Annotated in this window: 16 protein-coding genes; 14 read left to right on the plus strand and 2 right to left on the minus strand. The window is 68.1% G+C overall.

The window, feature by feature from the left end; genetic code table 11:
• Position 1 precedes the first annotated feature (1 nt).
• On the minus strand, positions 2-820 hold the full coding sequence (locus AC068D_RS21295) for a hypothetical protein (RefSeq protein ID WP_478824591.1): 819 nt from the start codon (positions 818-820) through the stop codon (positions 2-4).
• A 9-nt stretch (positions 821-829) separates the two neighbouring features.
• Complete coding sequence (locus AC068D_RS21300; protein ID WP_478824592.1) at positions 830-1,060, minus strand: hypothetical protein; 231 nt, start codon at positions 1,058-1,060, stop codon at positions 830-832.
• Between the two features lie 294 nt (positions 1,061-1,354).
• On the opposite strand from AC068D_RS21300, the gene AC068D_RS21305 reads away from it, so the two are divergent.
• The 14 genes from AC068D_RS21305 (at position 1,355) to AC068D_RS21370 (ending at position 20,531) form a co-directional block, all read left to right on the plus strand.
• The gene (locus AC068D_RS21305; RefSeq protein WP_478824798.1) at positions 1,355-3,850 is read left to right on the plus strand and encodes an ABC transporter family substrate-binding protein; all 2,496 of its coding nucleotides are present in this window, start codon (positions 1,355-1,357) and stop codon (positions 3,848-3,850) included.
• A gap of 348 nt (positions 3,851-4,198) precedes the next feature.
• A complete protein-coding gene (gene typA / locus AC068D_RS21310; RefSeq protein WP_478824593.1) occupies positions 4,199-6,100 on the plus strand; it encodes a translational GTPase TypA in 1,902 nt (633 codons plus the stop codon).
• 428 nt (positions 6,101-6,528) lie between these two features.
• On the plus strand, positions 6,529-8,166 hold the full coding sequence (locus tag AC068D_RS21315) for a peptide ABC transporter substrate-binding protein (protein WP_478824594.1): 1,638 nt from the start codon (positions 6,529-6,531) through the stop codon (positions 8,164-8,166).
• A 171-nt stretch (positions 8,167-8,337) separates the two neighbouring features.
• Entirely contained in the window at positions 8,338-9,270 is a 933-nt protein-coding gene (locus AC068D_RS21320) for an ABC transporter permease (protein WP_478824595.1), read from the plus strand.
• On the plus strand, positions 9,263-10,216 hold the full coding sequence (locus tag AC068D_RS21325; protein ID WP_478824596.1) for an ABC transporter permease: 954 nt from the start codon (positions 9,263-9,265) through the stop codon (positions 10,214-10,216). Before AC068D_RS21320 ends, AC068D_RS21325 begins: the two co-directional genes overlap by 8 nt.
• Positions 10,217-10,227: 11 nt before the next feature.
• Positions 10,228-11,286, plus strand: a complete 1,059-nt coding sequence (locus AC068D_RS21330) for an ABC transporter ATP-binding protein (RefSeq protein ID WP_478824597.1) — start codon at positions 10,228-10,230, stop codon at positions 11,284-11,286.
• Entirely contained in the window at positions 11,279-12,427 is a 1,149-nt protein-coding gene (locus AC068D_RS21335) for an ABC transporter ATP-binding protein (protein WP_478824598.1), read from the plus strand. Before AC068D_RS21330 ends, AC068D_RS21335 begins: the two co-directional genes overlap by 8 nt.
• 401 nt (positions 12,428-12,828) lie before the next feature.
• Complete coding sequence (locus tag AC068D_RS21340; RefSeq protein ID WP_478824599.1) at positions 12,829-13,779, plus strand: GNAT family N-acetyltransferase; 951 nt, start codon at positions 12,829-12,831, stop codon at positions 13,777-13,779.
• A gap of 237 nt (positions 13,780-14,016) precedes the next feature.
• Positions 14,017-15,645 (plus strand): peptide ABC transporter substrate-binding protein, encoded by a 1,629-nt coding sequence (locus AC068D_RS21345; RefSeq protein WP_478824600.1) that lies wholly within the window; start codon positions 14,017-14,019, stop codon positions 15,643-15,645.
• Between the two features lie 49 nt (positions 15,646-15,694).
• Positions 15,695-16,618, plus strand: coding sequence for an ABC transporter permease (locus AC068D_RS21350; protein WP_478824601.1), 924 nt, complete (start codon positions 15,695-15,697; stop codon positions 16,616-16,618).
• Complete coding sequence (locus AC068D_RS21355; protein WP_478824602.1) at positions 16,611-17,591, plus strand: ABC transporter permease; 981 nt, start codon at positions 16,611-16,613, stop codon at positions 17,589-17,591. Before AC068D_RS21350 ends, AC068D_RS21355 begins: the two co-directional genes overlap by 8 nt.
• A 16-nt stretch (positions 17,592-17,607) precedes the next feature.
• Positions 17,608-18,582, plus strand: coding sequence for an ABC transporter ATP-binding protein (locus AC068D_RS21360; RefSeq protein WP_478824799.1), 975 nt, complete (start codon positions 17,608-17,610; stop codon positions 18,580-18,582).
• On the plus strand, positions 18,575-19,681 hold the full coding sequence (locus AC068D_RS21365; protein WP_478824603.1) for an ABC transporter ATP-binding protein: 1,107 nt from the start codon (positions 18,575-18,577) through the stop codon (positions 19,679-19,681). The genes AC068D_RS21360 and AC068D_RS21365 overlap by 8 nt, the downstream gene beginning before the upstream one ends.
• A gap of 100 nt (positions 19,682-19,781) precedes the next feature.
• A complete protein-coding gene (locus AC068D_RS21370) occupies positions 19,782-20,531 on the plus strand; it encodes a siderophore-interacting protein (protein WP_478824604.1) in 750 nt (249 codons plus the stop codon).
• Positions 20,532-20,812: the final 281 nt, after the last annotated feature.

The raw sequence follows: 20,812 nt of genomic DNA on the forward strand, positions 1-20,812 counted from the left end.
CCTAGAAGAAGCGCGGATCGTCGAAGGCGCCGGTGGCAAGGAGGTACACATAGAGATCGGCGAGCGCGACGCTGATCAACGACGTCCAGGCGAGCACCATGTGACGCTCATTCAGCTTGCCGACCCACCCCCATAGCCGGTAGCGCACGGGATGCTTGGAGAAGTGCTTGAGGCGTCCGCCGATGATGTGCCGACAGGAGTGGCAGGAGAGGGTGTACGCCCAGATCAGCACGATGTTGACGAGGAAGACGACTGTGCCCAGCCCCATGTGTCCCCACGCGTAGTGCTCGTCGCGGAAGGCGAGCACGGTGTCGTAGGTGAGGATGCCCGCCACCGGCAGAGCCGCGTAGAAGAAGTAGCGGTGGATGTTCTGCAGGATCAGCGGGAAGCGGGTCTCGCCCGTGTACTTCTTGTGCGGCTCGGCGACCGCGCAGGCCGGCGGCGACGCCCAGAAGCCCCGATAATAGGCCTTGCGGTAGTAGTAGCAGGTCAGCCGGAAGCCGAGCGGGAAGATCAGGATCAGCAGCGCCGGGGACAGACCCCACCAGCTGCCGAAGATCTCCCAGTTGGGGCCGCCTCGCATCGGCTCGCAGTTCTCCGCGAGACAGGGCGAGTAGAACGGTGAGACGTACGGCGCGGCGTAGTAGTCGCTGTTCGCGAAGGCGCGCCAGGTCGAGTAGACGATGAAGGCGAGCAGACCGGCGGCGGTTGTCGCCGGCGCCAGCCACCAGCGGTCCGTCCTGAGATGCCGGGGGGCGATGGCGGCGCGCGAGGCGCCGTGCACGCCTGTGTCGGGGTGGGATTCGGTGCCTGTGGCCAACGAGATCTCCTAGGGCGCGTGCCGGTCGCGCGCACCCAGGCCCTCGTCGTCCGAGTCCGTCCACAGCGTGCTGTCGTACGGAGTGTCGGGAATGGAGACCAGGTCCTCGGGGCGGTTGGCCGACTGGGCACGGGTGTCGTCCTCACGCAGGTGGGTGAGGCTCCGCTCCAGCCGATCGACCGTACGGACCAGGTCGTCGAGACAGCGCTTGACCGCCGTCAAATCGTCCTGCAGGGACATGTATTGCCCTCACTTCCGCGGTCGCGGGTGGCATGCGGGTGTCTGGGGTCGCTCCCCAGAGGGCTCTGTGTGCGCCTGCGAGTGTTGCGCGTCACATCCCTTGTTGTGAAGGCGTGTGCACCGATTCCCCGCGCGCGCCACCCGTAAGGGGGCGTTCCCGATGAGCCGCATGGGTGGGTTTACGAGCCGCGTCGCCGTGTCGGCATCACGCCCCTGCCCGCCGTGCCTTTCAGTGTAGGCGCAATAGGTGTGATCATCTCCAAATTCTCGTACCAGGACGAAGAGGTACATGCCATGCCCTACGTCGTCGCCTCACGCCGCAGGACCCTGCGTTCCGTCGCCCTTCTCACCGGCGGCGTTCTCGCGCTGCCCGTACTGGCCGGCTGCAGCACGGCGGAGCCCGGTGCCGACCACAAGCCGGTACCGATGGACATCGGCCCGGCCGCCCGTGACCTGGTCGAGGACGGCGGCACCCTGCGCTGGGCCGTCGACGCCATGCCCACGACGCTGAACACCTTCCAGGCCGACGCCGACGGCGCCACGTCCCGCATCGCCGGCGCGGTGCTCCCGTCCCTCTTCACCCTGGACCAGCGCGGCCGTCCCCAGCGCAACCCCGACTATCTGGAGTCGGCGGAGGTCGTGGCGCGTGAGCCCCGGCAGGTCGTCCGCTACAAGCTCAACCAGCAGGCGGTCTGGAGCGACGGCCGGGAGATCGGGGCCCCCGACTTCGTTGCCCAGTGGCGTGCGCTGAGCGGGAAGGACTCGGCGTACTGGACTGCACGCAACGCGGGCTACGACCGGATCGAGAAGATCGAGCGCGGTGCCAACGACCTGGAGGTCCGGGTCACCTTCGCCAAGCCGTACGCCGACTGGCAGTCGCTCTTCACTCCGCTCTACCCCAGGGAGGTGATGGGGACCCCGACGGCCTTCAACGACGACGCCCGGGGCGCGCTGGCGTCCACCGCCGGGCCCTTCAAGCTCCAGGAACTCGACCGCAAGGCCGGCACGGTGACGCTGGTGCGCAACCCGCGCTGGTGGGGTGAGCCGGCGAAGCTGGACTCGCTCGTGCTGCGTGCGGTCCCGCGCGACCAGCGCGCCGCAGCGCTGGCCACCGGAGCCGTCGACATGGCCGAGATCGACCGCGCCGTCGCGGACCGTATCGCCCTTGCGGTACGGGACGGCAACGACCGGGCCGCGGGGCACGGAGGCTCCGCGGGCGCCGCAGGCTCGTCGTCCTCGGCGATCAAGTCCCTGGCGAAGGCGTACGGCTCCGACGAGGACCAGGCCGAGGCCGTCCAGCTCGCCCGGGGACAGAACCAGGCCGCGATCGGTCGGTACGCCACCGAGCAGATCGCGCTGCGTGCCTTCGTCGTCCGCAAGACCCTGGAGCCCGCGTACACGCAGCTCGCCCTGAACGGTGAGTCCGGGCCGCTCGCTGACGAGCGGGTACGCCGCGCCGTGGCCCGCGCGCTCGACCGCAAGCAGCTCGCGGAGATGGTGCTGAAGCCGCTGGGGCTGCCCGCATATCCGGTCGGCAGCCATCTGGCACTCGCAGGGCAGCCGGCGTACGCCGACAGCAGCGGCGCGCTCGGCGGACATGACACCCAGGAGGCACGGGCGCTGCTCGCCGACGCCGGCTGGACGCCGGAAGGCGCACGTCAGAAGGCGCCGGACGGGACCGAGGCGGGGGCGGGTGCGGACGCGGACACCAGTCCCGCGGCCAAGAGCCCTGCGGCCAAGAGCCCCGCGAGCCCCGCCGCCAACGGCCCTGCCGCACCCGGCGCCGGCAGCCCCGCGGCGAGCGTCCCGGCGACGAACGGCACGGTTGCCGCGTCTCCATCGCTCCCGGACCCCCAGCCGTCGAGTCCCACGGTGCCGACTTCCACCGTGGCGAGCCCCACTGCACCGGGCGCCGCTCCGGGGAGCTCCACCGACGAGGACCTGGCGGGCGCCCGTCAGCCGGACTCCGCATCCGACGAGGGCCTGTACATCGTCGGTGACGGCAAACCGGGCGATGTGGTCCCCGGTCGCGATGCGGGCTGGAACATCCTCGCCCCCGCCCGCAGCGCAGCCCTCCAGCGCGCGGCCCTGCGCCGTCAGGCCGATGCCCTCGACGGCCCCGGCGGGCGGGCGCGCACCACGACGGGCTTCCGGTACGACGCTGCCCACGGGGACGGGAAACAGGGCGGTGTCGCCGGCGCGTACGCCCCGGTCGGCACTCGTGCCCCCGCGCCGATGGGCGCGGCTGCCCGCGGCTCGCTGGGCAAGGACGGCAAGCCGCTCGCCCTCAGATTTGTGCTCCCGTCGGGGCCGGGCTCCGAGGCCCTGCGCGCGGTGGGCAACCGGATCGCCCGGATGCTGGACGGGATCGGCATCCGCACCGAGATCACCAAGGTCGCCGACGAAAGCTACTTCAAGGACCACATCGCATCCGGCGACTACGACCTCGCCCTCTACTCCTGGCCCGCCACCGCCTACCCGGCGACCGACGCCCGCCCGATCTTCGCCAAGCCGCTGCCCGCGACCGACGGCTCGCTGCTCGTGGAGCAGAACTACAGCCGGGTCGGTACGGACCGCATCGACCAGCTCTTCGCCCAGGCGGTCGCCGAGCTGGACGAGAAGGAGGCCCTGAAGCTGATGAAGGAGGTCGATGCCAGAATCTGGGCCACCGCCGGCTCCATCCCCCTGTATCAGCGCCCACAGCTGGTCGCGGTCAAGAAGGATCTTGTGAACGCGGGTGCCTTCGGATTCAGCGCACCGCGCTATCAGGACATCGGCTTCAAACGCTGAGAAACCACAATGAACGGTAAGAAGTAGCAGGTCAGCGCCACGGGGATGGTCTGCGGAATCATGGCGTCCGGGCTTCGTACCCCCGGGAACCTCAGAACCAACTCAAGTCCCTTGCCCGCCGGAGCCCCCGGCGGGCAAGGTCGTGTTCTGCCCATGACCCGGGCTCATGTCTGTACCCACCCCTGCTCCCGTCTGCTCCTACCACCCTGAGCCCGCCCTCGGATCGGGCCGGGAAGCCCCTTCCGCGGCGGCCCCGTACCATGGGACACAGCCGTGGCGCGTCCGCCCGGCGGGCGTACGAGCAAACAGACGCCGCATCCCACGATCCGAGAGAAGCGCAAGCCACCCATGCCCACGCGCCACGACATCCGCAACGTCGCCATCGTCGCCCACGTCGACCACGGCAAGACCACCCTGGTCGACGCCATGCTGAAGCAGGCCGGCGCCTTCGCCGCCCACCAGCAGCTCGACGACCGCATGATGGACTCGAACGACCTGGAGCGTGAGAAGGGCATCACGATCCTCGCCAAGAACACCGCGGTGAAGTATCACCCGAAGGACGGCGGGGACCCGATCACGATCAACATCATCGACACCCCCGGCCACGCCGACTTCGGCGGCGAGGTCGAGCGCGGCCTGTCCATGGTCGACGCGGTGGTGCTGCTCGTGGATGCCTCCGAGGGCCCGCTCCCGCAGACCCGCTTCGTGCTCCGCAAGGCCCTCCAGGCCCGGATGCCCGTCATCCTCTGCATCAACAAGACGGACCGCCCGGACTCACGTATCGACGAGGTCGTCAACGAGACCTACGACCTCTTCCTGGACCTGGACGCCGACGAGGACCAGATCGAGTTCCCGATCGTCTACGCCTGCGCCCGTGACGGTGTCGCCTCGCTGACCAAGCCGGAGGACGGCACGGTCCCGGCCGACAGCGAAAACCTGGAGCCCTTCTTCTCCACCCTGCTCGAGCACGTCCCGGCCCCCGAGTTCGACGAGAGCGCCCCGCTGCAGGCGCACGTCACCAACCTGGACGCCGACAACTTCCTCGGCCGTATCGCGCTGCTCCGCGTCGAGCAGGGCGAGCTGCGCAAGGGGCAGACGGTCGCGTGGATCAAGCGCGACGGCTCGATCTCGAACGTCCGCATCACCGAGCTGATGATGACCGAGGCGCTCACCCGCAAGCCGGCCGAGATGGCGGGCCCGGGTGACATCTGCGCGGTCGCCGGTATCCCCGACATCATGATCGGCGAGACGCTGGCCGACCCGGAGAACCCGGTCGCCCTCCCGCTGATCTCGGTCGACGAGCCGGCGATCTCCATGACCATCGGTACGAACACCTCCCCGCTGGTCGGCCGCGGCGGCACCGGCAAGGGCGCGGACAACAAGGCCGCGGTCAAGGACCGCAAGGTCACCGCCCGCCAGGTCAAGGACCGTCTCGACCGCGAGCTGATCGGTAACGTCTCGCTGCGGGTCCTGGACACCGAGCGCCCGGACGCCTGGGAGGTGCAGGGCCGCGGTGAGCTGGCGCTGGCGATCCTGGTCGAGCAGATGCGCCGTGAGGGCTTCGAGCTGACCATCGGCAAGCCTCAGGTGGTCACCCAGGTCGTCGACGGCAAGGTGCACGAGCCGGTCGAGCGCATGACGATCGACGTGCCCGAGGAGCACATGGGCGCGGTCACGCAGCTCATGGGCGTCCGCAAGGGCCGTATGGACAACATGTCGAACCACGGCTCCGGCTGGGTCCGCATGGAGTTCGTCGTCCCGTCCCGCGGTCTCATCGGATTCCGTACTGAGTTCCTGACGAACACCCGCGGTACCGGTATCGCCCACTCGATCCACGAGGGCCACGAGCCGTGGTTCGGCCCGCTGGTGACGCGCAACAACGGCTCCCTGGTCGCCGACCGCTCGGGTGCGGTCACGCCGTTCGCGATGATCAACCTGCAGGAGCGCGGCGTCCTGTTCACCGAGCCCGGCACCGAGGTGTACGAGGGCATGATCGTCGGCGAGAACTCGCGCTCCGACGACATGGACGTGAACATCACCAAGGAGAAGAAGCTCACCAACATGCGTGCGGCTTCCGCGGACAACACCGAGAACGTGGTGCCGCCGCGCAAGCTCTCGCTGGAGCAGTCGCTGGAGTTCTGCCGCGACGACGAGTGCGTCGAGGTGACCCCGGAGGCGGTCCGCATCCGCAAGGTCAACCTGGACGCCCGTGAGCGTGCCCGTGCGGCGTCGCGCGCCAAGCACGGCTGATCCGGGTCAACTTCCGGTCAATTGATCGACAAGGGTCCGGCCATCCGCAGACACTGCGGGGGGCCGGACCCTTCGTCAACCATTTTTCGGTCCTTGATCCGACCCGTAACGTCCGTTTATCGGACGTAGCTCTCCGGAACATGTGTTAACGGTCCGTTTCGCGGGTGTCTGTCTGTGATCGCTTTGTCCGGATTTCGGACCGGGCGGTTCCGTCGATGTTGTCAAAACGAGACCCTTTAAGTGTGGTTTACAGCCCCCACCTCCTTAATAGTTGGCTCCATTGAGCTCGGGTCAATGGGTCACGCGCGGTGGGGAGCGCCGACTCACGAGCACACTCTGGGTACTTGACAAGCACGCTGTCAGGGGTGTCAGCGCGCGTAGATCGATGCCCTTCTTGTAGTGACTAGTGGACTCATGAGGAGGAACCCATGCGCGGTGCCAAGAGCGCCAAGTGGGTAGCGGGCGCAATCGTCGTCGCCCTGGCAGCGACCGCCTGCGGCGGTGGCAATGACAGTGGCTCGGATGCCAAGGGCGAGGTGGACCCGAACGGCATCTTCTCCGTCGAGCTCGGCGAGCCGGAGAAGCTCCTGTACACCGGCGACACGATGGAGTCCAACGGCTCCGCGGTCATGGCGGGTCTGTACTCGCAGCTCGTCGACTACAAGGCCGACGGCTCGCTGGAGATGATCAACGCCGAGTCGGTCGAGACCACCGACTCCAAGACGTGGACGGTCAAGCTCAAGAAGGGCTGGAACTTCCACGACGGCACTCCGGTGACCGCCAAGTCCTACGTGGACGCGTGGAACTGGAACGCGAACATCAAGAACGCCATGGGCCTGTCCTCGTGGTTCGCGGACATCAAGGGCTTCGAGGCCGTCCACCCGGAGAAGGAAGGCGCCAAGCCGACCGCCGAGGCCATGGAGGGCCTCAAGGTCGTCGACGACAGCACCTTCACCATCGAGCTGAACAAGGCCGTTCCGGCCTTCGGTCACAAGCTCGCCTACATCGTCTTCGCCCCGCTGCCGGCGTCCTTCTACAAGGACCCGAAGGCTGCCGCGGAGAAGCCGGTCGGCAACGGTCCCTACAAGTTCGCGAGCTGGGACCACAAGAAGCAGATCAAGATCGTCCGCTACGACGACTACAAGGGCCCGAACAAGGCGAAGAACGGTGGTGTGGTCTTCAAGAACTACACCACCCTCGAGGCCGCCTACGAGGACCTGAAGTCCGGCAACGTCGACGTCCTGCGCCAGATCGGCCCGAAGGACCTCCCGGTCTACCGCCAGGACCTCGGTGACCGCGCCGTGGACCAGGCGTACTCGGCCGTCCAGACGCTGGCCATCGCCTTCTACGCGGACCAGTGGAAGAAGCCGAAGGCGGTCGACCCGAAGGTCATCCAGGGTCTGTCCATGGCGATCGACCGCGACACCATCACCAAGACGGTGCTGCAGGGCACCCGTGAGCCGGCCACCGGCTGGGTCGCCAAGGGTGTTGTGGGCTACCAGGACAACGCTGCGGGCGACATCACCAAGTTCGACGCGGCCAAGGCCAAGGAGCTCATCAAGGCCGGCGGTGGCGTCCCGAACAACGCCATCACCATCCAGTTCAACGCGGACGGCGGCCACAAGGAGTGGGTCGACGCTGTCTGCAACAGCATCACGCAGTCGACCGGCGTCAAGTGCACCGGTGACAGCAAGCCCGACTTCCAGGCAGACCTCACCGCTCGCAAGAGCCAGCAGGTCAAGTCGATCTACCGGTCCGGCTGGGTGCTCGACTACCCCGTCAACTCCAACTTCATCAGTGACCTGTTCCGTACGGATGCGGCGGGTAACCAGAGTGGATTCTCCAACAAGGCGCTCGACGCCAAGATTGCGGCCGCCGACACCGCCGCGTCTCTCGACGAGTCGGTGAAGCAGTTCCAGGCCATCGAGAAGGACCTGGTCAACTACATGCCGTCGATCCCGCTCTGGTACTACAAGGTCAACGCGGGCTACTCGGAGAAGGTCTCCGGCGTCAAGTACGGCCAGGACGGCGACCCGATCCTGACCGGCGTCGAGGTCAAGAAGTAATCACCCAGGCGTGGTCCGCAAGCCGCCACGGGGATGACGGTTCGTCATCCCCGTGACGGTGCCTTACGCAGTGGCCGGGGGGCCCTTCCACGAAGTCCGTGTGCTCATTCGGGTACCGGGCGGCGGGGGAGGGCCCGTCGGCTGCGGCTGTCACATCTCAACGGAGGCATGATGGGGCGCTATGTCGCACGACGACTGCTCCAGATGATCCCGGTATTCCTCGGGACAACCTTTCTGATCTTCTTCATGGTCTACAGCCTGCCCGGCGACCCCGTGCTGGGCCTGTTCGGCGACAAGGGCGTCGACCCGGCGACTCTGGCCAGGAAGAGACAGGAACTCGGGCTGGATCTGCCGATCTGGCAGCAGTACTGGAACTACATGACCAACATCATCCTGCACTTCGATTTCGGTAACCAGATCCGCAATGGGCGGCCGGTCACCGAAGTGCTGGGCGATGCGTTCCCCATCACCTTGCAGCTCGCGGCCCTGGCCTTTGTCTTCGAGCTCACGTTCGGCATCGCCCTCGGCATCATCGGAGGCCTGCGGGCCGGCCGTCTCGCCGACAACGCGATCCTCATCTTCACGCTGCTGATCATCGCGATCCCGGTCTTCGTGCTGGGCTACATCGTCAAGCTCGTCTTCGCCTTCCAGCTGGGCTGGATCGAACCGAACGTCAGCAACGACCAGAAGTTCTCCGAGCTGATCGCCCCGGCCATCGTGCTGGGTGGTCTCTCGCTCGCCTATGTGGCCAGGCTCACCCGTACCTCCATGGCGGAGAACCTGCGCGCCGACTACATGCGCACGGCTGTCGCCAAGGGCCTGCCCAGGCGCCGGGTGATCGGTGTCCACCTGATGCGCAACTCGATGATCCCCGTCGTCACCTTCCTCGGCACCGACATCGGCGCCCTCATGGGAGGCGCGGTCGTCACCGAGGGCATCTTCAACGTCAAGGGCGTCGGTGGTCTCATCTACGAGTCCATCACGCGGCGTGAGGGAACCACCCTCGTCGGCCTCGTCACCATCCTGGTGCTCGTCTACCTCGTCACCAGCCTCCTCATCGACCTGCTGTACGCGGTCCTGGACCCGAGGATCCGTTATGCCTGACGTGACCAAGACCGCCGCCCCGTCGAAGGAAGCCGTCGACGCGGCCATCGTGGCGGAAGCCGAGCCGGCCAAGGCGAAGGAGAAGGCGCGCAGTCTCTGGGGCGACGCCTGGGCCGACCTCCGTCGCAACCCGTACTTCCTGGTGTCGTCCGTCCTGATCTTCCTCCTGCTGGTCATCACGGCCTTCCCGACCTGGTTCACCGGCGCCTCGCCCACAGCGGGCGACCTGGTGCACCACTACCTCGGCAAGCCGGAGCTGGGCAAGGTCGGTTCGGAAGGGTGGCTGGGCTTCGACGGCCAGGGCCGCTCCGTCTACGCCCGACTGATCCACGGCACGCGTGCCTCGATCATCGTCGGTATCTGCGTCACGCTGATCGTCACGATCGTCGGCGGTATTACGGGCATGATCGCCGGTTACTTCGGCGGCATCGTCGACGCCGTCGCCTCCCGGATCACCGACATCTTCTTCGGCATCCCGTTCCTGCTCGGTGCCATGGTCGTCCTGCAGTCCTTCACCGAGCGCACCATCTGGGTGGTCGTCTTCGCCCTGGCGTTCCTCGGCTGGACCCAGATCACCCGTGTCATGCGCGGTGCCGTGATCACCGTCAAGCAGGCCGACTACGTGCAAGCGGCCAAGGCACTCGGCGCCGGCACGACCCGGATCCTGCTCCGGCACATCCTGCCGAACTCCATGGCTCCGGTGATCGTCGTCGCGACGATCGCGCTCGGTGGTTACATCTCCGCCGAGGCGACCCTGTCGTACCTGGGCCTGGGGCTCTCGTCGCCCATCGTCTCCTGGGGTGTCGACATCTCCGCCGGTGTCCAGCAGATCCGCACGGCGCAGCACATCCTGCTGTTCCCCTCGATCATGCTGAGCCTCACCGTTCTGGCGTTCATCATGCTCGGCGAAGCCGTCCGCAACGCCCTCGACCCCAAGCTGCGCTGAGGAGGGCGTACGTGACCATCATCGACAAGACCGCGCCCGTCCCCGCACCGAGGGACGGAGAGGGCCACCAAGGTCCGCTGCTCGAAGTCCGTGACCTGCATGTGGAGTTCCACACCCGAGATGGTGTGGCCAAGGCGGTCAACGGCGTCAACTACTCGGTGGACGCCGGGGAGACGCTCGCCGTGCTGGGTGAGTCCGGCTCGGGCAAGTCCGTCACCGCACAGGCCATCATGGGCATCCTCGACATGCCACCCGGAAAGATCCCGCAGGGCGAGATCCTCTTCCGCGGCGAGGACATGCTGAAGATGTCCTACGAGGAGCGCCGCCAGATCCGCGGCCGGAAGATCGCCATGATCTTCCAGGACGCGCTCTCCTCTCTCAACCCGGTGCTCACCGTCGGCTACCAGCTCGGCGAGATGTTCCGGGTGCACCACGGCCTGTCCAAGAAGGATGCCAAGGCCAAGGCCATCGAGCTGATGGACAAGGTCAAGATCCCGGCCGCCGCGGCCCGGGTCGGCGACTACCCGCACCAGTTCTCGGGCGGTATGCGCCAGCGCATCATGATCGCCATGGCACTGGCGCTGGAGCCGGACCTGATCATCGCGGACGAGCCGACCACCGCGCTCGACGTGACCGTGCAGGCCCAGGTCATGGACCTGCTCGCGGAGCTCCAGCGCGAGTACAACATGGGCCTCATCCTGATCACCCACGATCTCGGCGTCGTCGCCGACGTCGCGGACAAGATCGCGGTGATGTACGCGGGCCGGATCGTCGAGACCGCGCCCGTCCATGAGCTGTACAAGCGCCCCGCCCACCCGTACACCCGGGGTCTGCTCGACTCGATCCCGCGCCTGGACCAGAAGGGCCAGGAGCTGTACGCGATCAAGGGTCTGCCGCCCAACCTGCTGCGCGTGCCGTCCGGCTGCGCCTTCAACCCGCGCTGCCCGAAGGCGGATGACATCTGCCGTACGGAGGTCCCGGCCCTGCACCCGGTGACCGAGCAGGACGGCACCGAGCTGCGCGGCCGCGGAAGCGCGTGCCATTTCTGGAAGGAGACGATCCATGGCTGAGCTGGACAAGAAGGACGACGCCGTGGACGCGACACCGAACGTCACCGAGGTCGAGACCGTCGACGCCGCCTCCGAGGAGGAGGCCGTCGCCGCCATCGAGGCCCCGGTCGACCGTGGTGAACCGATCCTCCAGGTGCGCAATCTGGTCAAGCACTTCCCGCTGACCCAGGGCATTCTGTTCAAGAAGCAGGTCGGTGCGGTCAAGGCCGTGGACGGGGTCTCCTTCGACCTCTACCAGGGCGAGACCCTCGGCATCGTGGGCGAGTCCGGCTGTGGCAAGTCCACGGTCGCCAAGCTGCTGATGTCGCTGGAGTCGGCGACGTCCGGCGAGGTCTTCTACAAGGGCCAGGACATCACCCGGCTGTCCGGGCGGGCGCTGAAGGCGGTCCGCCGGAACATCCAGATGGTCTTCCAGGACCCCTACACCTCGCTGAACCCGCGTATGACGGTCGGCGACATCATCGGTGAGCCCTTCGACATCCACCCCGAGGTGGCCCCGAAGGGCGACCGGCGCCGCAAGGTGCAGGAGCTGCTGGACGTCGTCGGTCTGAACCCGGAGTACATCAACCGGTACCCGCACCAGTTCTCCGGCGGTCAGCGCCAGCGCATCGGCATCGCCCGCGGCCTCGCCCTCAACCCGGAGATCATCATCTGCGACGAGCCCGTCTCGGCGCTCGACGTGTCCGTGCAGGCCCAGGTCATCAACCTGATGGAGAAGCTCCAGGACGAGTTCAACCTGTCCTACGTCTTCATCGCCCATGACCTGTCGATCGTCCGTCACATCTCCGACCGGGTCGGCGTGATGTACCTCGGCAAGATGGCCGAGATCGGCACCGACGTGCAGATCTACGACCACCCGACGCACCCCTACACCCAGGCGCTGCTGTCGGCGGTCCCGGTCCCCGACCCCGAGGCGCGTGAGGGCCGCGAGCGGATCATCCTCACCGGTGACGTGCCGTCGCCCGCGAACCCGCCGTCCGGCTGCCGCTTCCGCACCCGCTGCTGGAAGGCCGAGGACAAGTGCGCGACCGAGGTCCCGCTGCTCGCGGTCCCGGAGCGCTTCGTCGGCCAGGACTCCCCGGCGGCGCACGAGTCGGCGTGCCACTTCGCCGAGGAGAAGGACGTCGTCCACGCGGCGTAGTCCTCTCGGCTCGGGCCGCGGCCCGTAAGGCGTGAAGGCGCCCGGAACCCAACGGTTCCGGGCGCCTTCGTCGTTCCTCCCTGCGCTGAGGCCGCGTCTGCGGCGCGGCGGCGAAGGGGTGCCGGGAAGCCCGTGGCGTCGGACCGCCAGGGGGTGGGGGCACTCCCCCTGGTTCCGCCGGGGTGAGCCCCCCACCCGGCGGAGGGGGAAACCGCCCTTGTCACGGCCGTACCCGGGTGGCTCCGACAACGCGGCGTGGGGTACCTCCCGGCGGTGGCCGGGGGAGTGCCGTGCAGGGCGGCCGCCGGCCGCCGAGCCCTGCGAGACGGGCGGCGGGACGGTGGTCGACCCGCGCCGAAAGGCGTTGCAGGCCACCGCACGTTCGCGCCAGGGTGCTGCTCATGGACGCCATTCACACCGGCCTCAGGCCGGCCCGCCCCCAAGATGCCGCAGCCGTCCACCGGCTCCTCAACGCCATCGACGTGGTCGAGGTCGGCCGTCCCGAGACCGACCTCCACACCGTCGAGGCCGATCTCGCCGAAACCGACGTCTGGCTCGTCGAGGAGGGCGACGAGCCCGTCGCCCTCGGCATGGTCCTGCGGGACACCGGGGAGCCGGTCGACGCACAGGACCCGGGCACGGAGCGGATCGACGCGGATCTGTATGCGCTCCCGGGGCGGATCGCCGCGACCACCGCGCTGCTCACCACGATGGAGGGCAGGGCCGCCGGGCTCGCCAAGGCGGCCGGGGCCTCGCGTGCGGTCGTCCATCTGGGGCTGACGACCACCACCAGCGTGGACACCGGTCTGGTGCGGTCCCGCGGCTGGCGGCCCGTGCGCCGGTACAACGTCCTCACGCGCGAGGTCGACCCGACCCTCGCCCCGCCCGAGCTCCCCGCCGGACTGAGCCTCCGCGAGTGCCGTACGCAGGCCGATCGCCGACTGGTCCACGCCCTCATCGAGGAGGCGTTCGCCGACCACTACGACCACCGGGTGCGTGCATACGAGGAGTGGCTGGAGAGGCTGGAGCAGGGCAGCCCCATCGACTGGTCCCTCGTCCGGATCGCCCGTGCCGAGGACCTGGGCGACACGGCAGCGATCCTGGCCCGCGACGACCGGGAGACCATGGGCTGGGTGCGCGCCCTCGCCGTGCTGCGGCCCGCGCGAGGCCGCGGGTACGGAGGGCTGCTGCTGCGCCACACCTTCGCCGAGTTCGCCCGGCGGGGGCGCACGACGGTGGGCCTCGCGGTGGACACCGGCAATGCGACGGGCGCACTGCGGCTGTACGAGCGCAGCGGGATGTCCCTCTACTACGCCGCCGACACCTGGGAACTGACGGTGCCTACGGCCTGAGGGCTGTCCCGTGGTCCCGAGGGGAACAGCGCGCGGCGGCCGGATGCATGTCGTGCGCCCGCCGGGGATGACGGGACAGCCCTCAAAGCCCGTGGTACGCCCGGCCTGCCGTGCCTCGCAGCCCATGGCGTGCCCCGGCCCGGCCGGACCATCCCGGCACGACTGCCGCGCGTTATGTCAGGTTTTGGGGTGATATTGCGTTCTACTTGTAGTCCCACGGACCCGAGGAGGCACCCCATGCGCGGAGTCACACACGCGAAGTGGGCCGTGTGTGCGGCCGCCGTCGTGCTCGCGGTGACGGCCTGCGGCGGTGGGAGCGGGAGCGGCGGCAGCGGGGCCGACGGCATCGTGAGCTCCTCCTGGGGGGACCCGCAGAATCCGCTGGAGCCGGCGAACACCAATGAGGTCCAGGGCGGCAAGGTCCTCGACATGATCTTCCGCGGCCTCAAGCGCTACGACCCGAAGACGGGCGAGGCGCAGAACATGCTCGCCGAGAAGATCGAGACCACCGACTCGACCGAATTCAGGGTCACGGTCAAGGACGGCTGGACCTTCTCCAACGGCGAACCGGTCACCGCGCAGTCCTTCGTCGATGCCTGGAACTACGGTGCCGACCTCAGGAACAACCAGCGCAACGCCTATTTCTTCGGTTACATCGAGGGGTACGACCAGGTCCATCCCGAGTCCGGCCGGCCCACCGCCCGGACCATGTCGGGCCTCAAGGTCACAGGGCCTCTGACCTTCACCGTCAAGCTCACCCAGAAGTTCTCCACCTGGCCCGAGACCCTCGGCTACGCGGCCTTCGCCCCGCTGCCCAAGGCCTTCTTCACCGACCACGACGCCTGGCTGGCCAAGCCTGTCGGCAACGGCCCCTACACCGTCGACTCGTACGCGAGGGGCTCCCAGATGTCCCTGCGCCGCTGGGACCAGTACCCGGGCGACGACAAGGCCCGCAACGGCGGCATCGATCTCGTGGTCTACACGGACAACAACACGGCCTACACCTCTTTGACGGCCGGAAACCTCGACCTCGTGGACGACGTCCCGGCGTCACAGCTCAAGAACGTCGAGGCCGACCTCGGCGACCGGTACATCAATACCCCCGCCGGAATCATCCAGACCATCGCCTTCCCCTACTACGACCCGGCCTGGAACAAGCCGGGCCTGGAGAAGGTCCGCACGGGACTGTCCATGGCCATCAACCGGGAGCAGATCACCGAGACGATCTTCCGGAGGACCCGCACCCCCGCCAAGGACTGGACCTCGCCGGTACTCGGCCCCGACGGCGGCTACGACGAGTCGCTGTGCGGCGATGCCTGTACGTACAACCCCGCCCAGGCGAAGAAGCTGGTGGCGGAGGGCGGCGGCATCCCCGGCGGCCGGCTGAGGATCACGTACAACGCGGACACCGGGTCGCACAGGGAGTGGATCGACGCCGTCTGCAACTCGATCAACAACGCGCTCGGCAACGACAGGGCCTGTGTCGGCAACCCGGTCGGCACCTTCGCCGACTACCGCAACCAGATCACCCAGCACAAGATGGCCGGTCCCTTCCGGGCCGGCTGGCAGATGGACTACCCGCTCATCCAGAACTTCCTGCAGCCGCTCTACTACACCAACGCCTCGTCGAACGACGGCAAGTGGACCAACGAGGACTTCGACCGGCTCGTGGACGAGGCCAACGCCCAGACCGACCCGGCGAAGGCCGTCGACACGTTCAAGCAGGCCGAGGAGGTCGTACGGGACCAGATGGCGGCGATCCCGCTCTGGTACCAGAACGGCAGCGCCGGCTACTCGGACCGGATCGGCAATGTCTCGCTGAACCAGTTCAGCGTCCCCGTCTACAACGAGATCACGGTCAACTGACGGCTGACCGGGCCATGCCCGCCCGGCCCCGTACCCCCAGGAGTCCTTGATGGGACGCTATGTGATCCGGCGTCTGCTGCAGATGATCCCCGTCTTCATCGGCGCCACACTGCTGATCTTCCTGATGGTGAACGTCATGGGCGACCCCATCGCAGGGTTGTGCGGCGAGCGCGAATGCGACCCCGCGACCGCCGCGCAGCTGCGCAAGGAGTTCGGCCTCGATAAGCCGGTCTGGCAGCAGTACCTGACGTACATGGGCAATGTCTTCACCGGCGACTTCGGTACGGCGTTCAACGGCCAGCCAGTCACCGAGCTGATGGCCACGGCCTTCCCGGTCACCATCCGCCTCACACTCGTCGCGATCTTCTTCGAGATCGTCATCGGCATCACCCTGGGCGTGATCACCGGACTGCGGCGCGGCCGCCCCGTCGACACCGGCGTGCTGCTGCTCACGCTGGTGGTCATCTCCGTTCCCACCTTTGTCACCGGTCTGCTGCTCCAGTTGCTGCTCGGCGTCGAATGGGGCTGGATCAGACCCTCGGTCTCCTCCGAGGCACCGCTCGGCGAACTCGTCGTCCCCGGCCTGGTCCTCGCCTCGGTCTCACTCGCCTATGTCACCCGGCTGACCAGGACATCGATCGCCGAGAACAGACGTGCCGACTACGTCCGCACCGCCATCGCCAAGGGACTTCCCCGCCGACGGGTGGTCGGCCGCCATCTGCTGCGCAACTCGCTGATCCCGGTGGTCACCTTCATCGGCGCCGACATCGGAGCCCTGATGGGCGGCGCCATCGTCACCGAGCGCATCTTCAACATCCACGGCGTCGGCTACCAGCTGTACCAGGGCATCCTCCGCCAGAACACCCAGACGGTCGTCGGCTTCGTGACCGTGCTGGTCCTGGTGTTCCTGGTGGTGAATCTGCTCGTCGACCTGCTGTACGCCGTACTCGACCCGAGGATCCGCTATGCCTGAGCCGCAGTACGACGACGGGGGCGCCATCGCCTCGACGGGCGCCGGCGGTGCAATGGACCTCGCCACGAGCGAGGGCGCGACCCTGGAGAGGACACCGGGCGGACCGCTCGGCACCGGCCCTTCAGGCAAGCCCCGCAGCCTCTGGTCCGACGCCTGGCACGATCTGCGCCGCAATCCTGTCTTCCTCGTCTCCGCCCTGGTCATCCTCTTTCTGGTGGTCATCTCGATCTGGCCCTCGCTGATCGCCTCCGGCAATCCGCTCGACTGCGATCTCGCCAAGGCCCAGCAGGGCTCCCAGCCGGGCCACCCCTTCGGCTTCGACGGCCAGGGATGCGACGTGTACACCCGGGTCGTCTACGGGGCCCGCACCTCGGTGGCCGTCGGTGTCTGTGCGACGGTCGGAGTGGCGCTCCTCGGCGCGGTACTCGGCGGGATCGCCGGATACTTCGGCGGATTCCCGGACTCGGTGCTCTCCCGGCTCACCGACGTCTTCTTCGCCATCCCGGTGGTCCTCGGCGGTCTGGTGCTGCTGTCCGTCGTCACCAGCAACACCGTCTGGCCGGTGATCGGATTCATGGTGCTGCTCGGCTGGCCGCAGATCTCCCGTATCGCCCGCGGCTCGGTGATCACCGCCAAGCAGAACGACTATGTGCAGGCCGCACGAGCCCTTGGCGCCTCCCACCCGCGCATGCTGCTGCGGCACATCGCGCCCAATGCGGTGGCACCGGTCATCGTCGTGGCGACCATCGCCCTCGGTACGTACGTCGCGCTCGAGGCGACGCTCTCGTACCTCGGCGTGGGCCTGCGCCCGCCCGCGGTGTCCTGGGGCATCGAGATCTCCGCCGCCTCCCCGTACATCCGCAACGCCCCGCACATGCTGCTCTGGCCGGCCGGCGCGCTCGCCATCACCGTGCTCGCGTTCATCATGCTCGGCGACGCGGTGCGCGACGCCCTCGACCCCAAGCTGCGCTGAGGAGGCGGTGGACGCGATGCTTCTCGAAGTGCGCGACCTGCACGTGGAGTTCCGGACGAGGGACGGGGTGGCCAAGGCCGTCAATGGCGTCACCTATGCGGTGGACGCAGGCGAGACGCTTGCCGTGCTCGGCGAGTCCGGGTCCGGGAAGTCCGTCACCGCGCAGGCCGTCATGGGCATTCTCGACGTACCGCCCGGCCGGATCACCGGCGGCGAGATCCTCTTCCGGGGCAGGAACCTGCTGGAACTTAAGGAGGAGGAGCGGCGGAAGATCCGGGGCGCCGGCATGGCGATGATCTTCCAGGACGCGCTCTCCTCGCTCAACCCGGTGCTCACCGTCGGCGACCAGCTCGGCGAGATGTTCGCCGTGCACCGCGGCATGTCGAGGAAGGACGCCCGCGCTCGGGCGGTCGAACTGATGGACCGGGTGCGCATCCCCGCCGCCAAGGAGCGCATCGGGCAGTATCCCCATCAGTTCAGCGGCGGGATGCGTCAGCGCATCATGATCGCCATGGCCCTCGCCCTGGAGCCGGACCTGATCATCGCCGACGAGCCGACGACCGCCCTCGACGTCACCGTGCAGGCCCAGGTCATGGAGCTGCTCGCGGAGCTCCGGCGCGAGCTCGGCATGGGGCTCATCCTGATCACCCACGACCTCGGTGTCGTCGCCGACGTCGCCGACAGAATCGCGGTGATGTACGCGGGCCGGATCGTGGAGACCGCGCCCGTGCACGACATCTACAAGGCGCCCGCCCATCCGTACACGCGCGGACTGCTCGACTCGATCCCCCGTCTGGACCAGAAGGGCCAGGAGCTGTACGCGATCAGGGGTCTGCCGCCGAACCTGATGAACATCCCACCCGGCTGCGCATTCCACCCGCGCTGCCCGATGGCCCGGGACGTGTGCACGACGGACGAACCCGAGCTGTTCGACGTGAGCCGGGACCGCGGCAGCGCCTGCTTCTTCTGGAGGGAGTGCCTCCGTGGCTGATCCGACCGGACATGCCCCGCCGTACGGCACGGGCGGGCCGATCATCGAGGTGCGCGGGCTGTACAAGCACTATCCGCTCACCCGGGGTGTTCTGTTCAAGAAGCAGGTGGGTGCGGTCAAGGCGGTCGACGGGGTCGATCTCGACCTGTTCCAGGGCGAGACCCTGGGCATCGTCGGTGAGTCCGGCTGCGGCAAGTCCACACTCGCGAGGATGCTGGTCAATCTGGAGCGGCCGACGGCCGGCGAGATCCGCTACCGGGGCGAGGACATCACCAGGTTGTCCGGGCGGGCGCTGAAGGCGGTCCGCCGGAACATCCAGATGGTCTTCCAGGACCCCTACACCTCGCTGAACCCGCGTATGACGGTCGGCGACATCATCGGTGAGCCCTTCGACATCCACCCCGAGGTGGCCCCGAAGGGCGACCGGCGCCGCAAGGTGCAGGAGCTGCTGGACGTCGTCGGTCTGAACCCGGAGTACATCAACCGCTATCCGCACCAGTTCTCCGGCGGTCAGCGCCAGCGCATCGGCATCGCCCGCGGTCTTGCGCTGCGGCCGGAGATCATCGTGGCGGACGAACCCGTGTCGGCGCTCGATGTGTCCGTCCAGGCGCAGGTCATCAATCTGCTGGAACGGTTGCAGAGCGAGTTCAGTCTGAGCTATGTGTTCATCGCCCATGATCTGTCGATCGTCCGTCATATCTCCGACCGGGTGGGCGTGATGTACCTGGGTCGGATCGTGGAGACCGGCGAGGACGCGCAGATCTACGAACACCCCACGCATCCGTACACCCAGGCCCTGCTGTCGGCGGTCCCCGTGCCCGACCCCGAGGCACGTGATCACCGGGAGCGGATCATCCTCGCCGGGGATGTGCCGTCACCTACGGACATCCCCTCGGGCTGTCGCTTCCGCACCCGCTGCTGGAAGGCACAGGAGCGGTGTGCGCTCGAGGTGCCGGAGCTCGCGGTACCCACGGTGTTCAGGCTGAGCGAAGGGCCCGCGGCACACGACTCGGCCTGCCACTTCGCCGAGGAGAAGCATGTGGTTCCGGGGGAGGGGGAGTTCGACGGGCAGGGGAGTCCCACCGGACCGACGTCGTAGAGCCGTGGCCGGGAAGGCGTGCCGGCACCGGCCGTGCCGCACGCGGACGCGGAGGGATCCTCACACCACCCGATCTTTAGGTTAGGGTGACCTAACTTTGATGCTCGACGGGGAGGGGAACACGGTGGGACACGGCTGGGAGGGCGTCGTCCTCAAGCTCATGCGGGGCAAGGACTTCGCATTCACGGTGACCGGGGCGGAGCAGGTCGGCGAGCAGTACCGGCGGGTGCATCTCACCGACGGCGGCATGCTCCGTGCGACCGGAGTGCACCCGACGATGTGGGTGCGCCTCTGGTTCGAGGATGCGGGCAAGCCGCACCAGCGCGCCTACACCCTCGTGGACCCCGACCCGGAGGCCGGCACGTTCAGCCTGGAGTTCGCTCTGCACGACGGATGCGCGAGTGACTGGGCACGGGGGGCGCAGCCCGGTGACACGATCGAGGCGACCGTCCAGGGCACCGGCTTCTCCGTGCCCGATCCGCTCCCGTCGCAGCTGTTCGTGATCGGCGACCCGGCCTCGCTGCCGGCCATCAACTCGCTGCTCGACGCCATGCCCAGCACCCCGGCCACCGTCTGGTTCGAGACCCCGTACGAGTCCGACGCGGGGCTCCCGGTGCGGGTGCGCGGCGACCATGAGCTGCGCAGGGTCCCCCGTCGGGACGCCGGTGCGCATCTGGTCGAGGAGGTGCGGGCCGCGCTGCCGGGCCTGCTCGGCGACGACCCTGCAAAAACGTTCTTCTGGATCGCCTGCGACACCGCGACCACCCGCACGCTCACCTCGTACCTGCGCAAGGAACTCGCCCTCCCCAAGGACCGGGTGAACGCGCTGGGGTACTGGCGCGCTGCCTGACCGTCGTGCGGGTCACCCCGATGGGCCGTCAATCTCGTTAACACCGAGGCAACTTCACCGAAGCGGCACCGATATACGAACGGGTCACGCTGAACTTCGTACGGCCGTGCGGGTGCCGTAGACCGGCCGGAGGGCGTCATGCCGCTCCGGCCGGTCGCCGCCGCCGTACCCCGGCCGGTGGCCGGGCGGCAGTGCTGTCGCTCCTCGTCCGCGGAGTGGCCCGGGCGACGAGACCGGAGCCGCCGTAGCGGCGGCCGGCCGCAGGTCACGACCGTTCGCGG

It is taken from the genome of Streptomyces sp. NPDC043861 (assembly GCF_056435905.1).

What these genes read in the sequence shown, in the direction of transcription:
- AC068D_RS21300 (WP_478824592.1), bottom strand. Translation starts at nt 1,060, where the DNA reads ATGTCCCTGCAGGACGATTTGACGGCGGTCAAGCGCTGTCTCGACGAC.
- AC068D_RS21305 (WP_478824798.1), top strand. Translation starts at nt 1,355, where the DNA reads ATGCCCTACGTCGTCGCCTCACGCCGCAGGACCCTGCGTTCCGTCGCC.
- typA (WP_478824593.1), top strand. Translation starts at nt 4,199, where the DNA reads ATGCCCACGCGCCACGACATCCGCAACGTCGCCATCGTCGCCCACGTC.
- AC068D_RS21315 (WP_478824594.1), top strand. Translation starts at nt 6,529, where the DNA reads ATGCGCGGTGCCAAGAGCGCCAAGTGGGTAGCGGGCGCAATCGTCGTC.
- AC068D_RS21320 (WP_478824595.1), top strand. Translation starts at nt 8,338, where the DNA reads ATGGGGCGCTATGTCGCACGACGACTGCTCCAGATGATCCCGGTATTC.
- AC068D_RS21325 (WP_478824596.1), top strand. Translation starts at nt 9,263, where the DNA reads ATGCCTGACGTGACCAAGACCGCCGCCCCGTCGAAGGAAGCCGTCGAC.
- AC068D_RS21335 (WP_478824598.1), top strand. Translation starts at nt 11,279, where the DNA reads ATGGCTGAGCTGGACAAGAAGGACGACGCCGTGGACGCGACACCGAAC.
- AC068D_RS21340 (WP_478824599.1), top strand. Translation starts at nt 12,829, where the DNA reads ATGGACGCCATTCACACCGGCCTCAGGCCGGCCCGCCCCCAAGATGCC.
- AC068D_RS21345 (WP_478824600.1), top strand. Translation starts at nt 14,017, where the DNA reads ATGCGCGGAGTCACACACGCGAAGTGGGCCGTGTGTGCGGCCGCCGTC.
- AC068D_RS21350 (WP_478824601.1), top strand. Translation starts at nt 15,695, where the DNA reads ATGGGACGCTATGTGATCCGGCGTCTGCTGCAGATGATCCCCGTCTTC.
- AC068D_RS21355 (WP_478824602.1), top strand. Translation starts at nt 16,611, where the DNA reads ATGCCTGAGCCGCAGTACGACGACGGGGGCGCCATCGCCTCGACGGGC.
- AC068D_RS21360 (WP_478824799.1), top strand. Translation starts at nt 17,608, where the DNA reads ATGCTTCTCGAAGTGCGCGACCTGCACGTGGAGTTCCGGACGAGGGAC.
- AC068D_RS21370 (WP_478824604.1), top strand. Translation starts at nt 19,782, where the DNA reads ATGCTCGACGGGGAGGGGAACACGGTGGGACACGGCTGGGAGGGCGTC.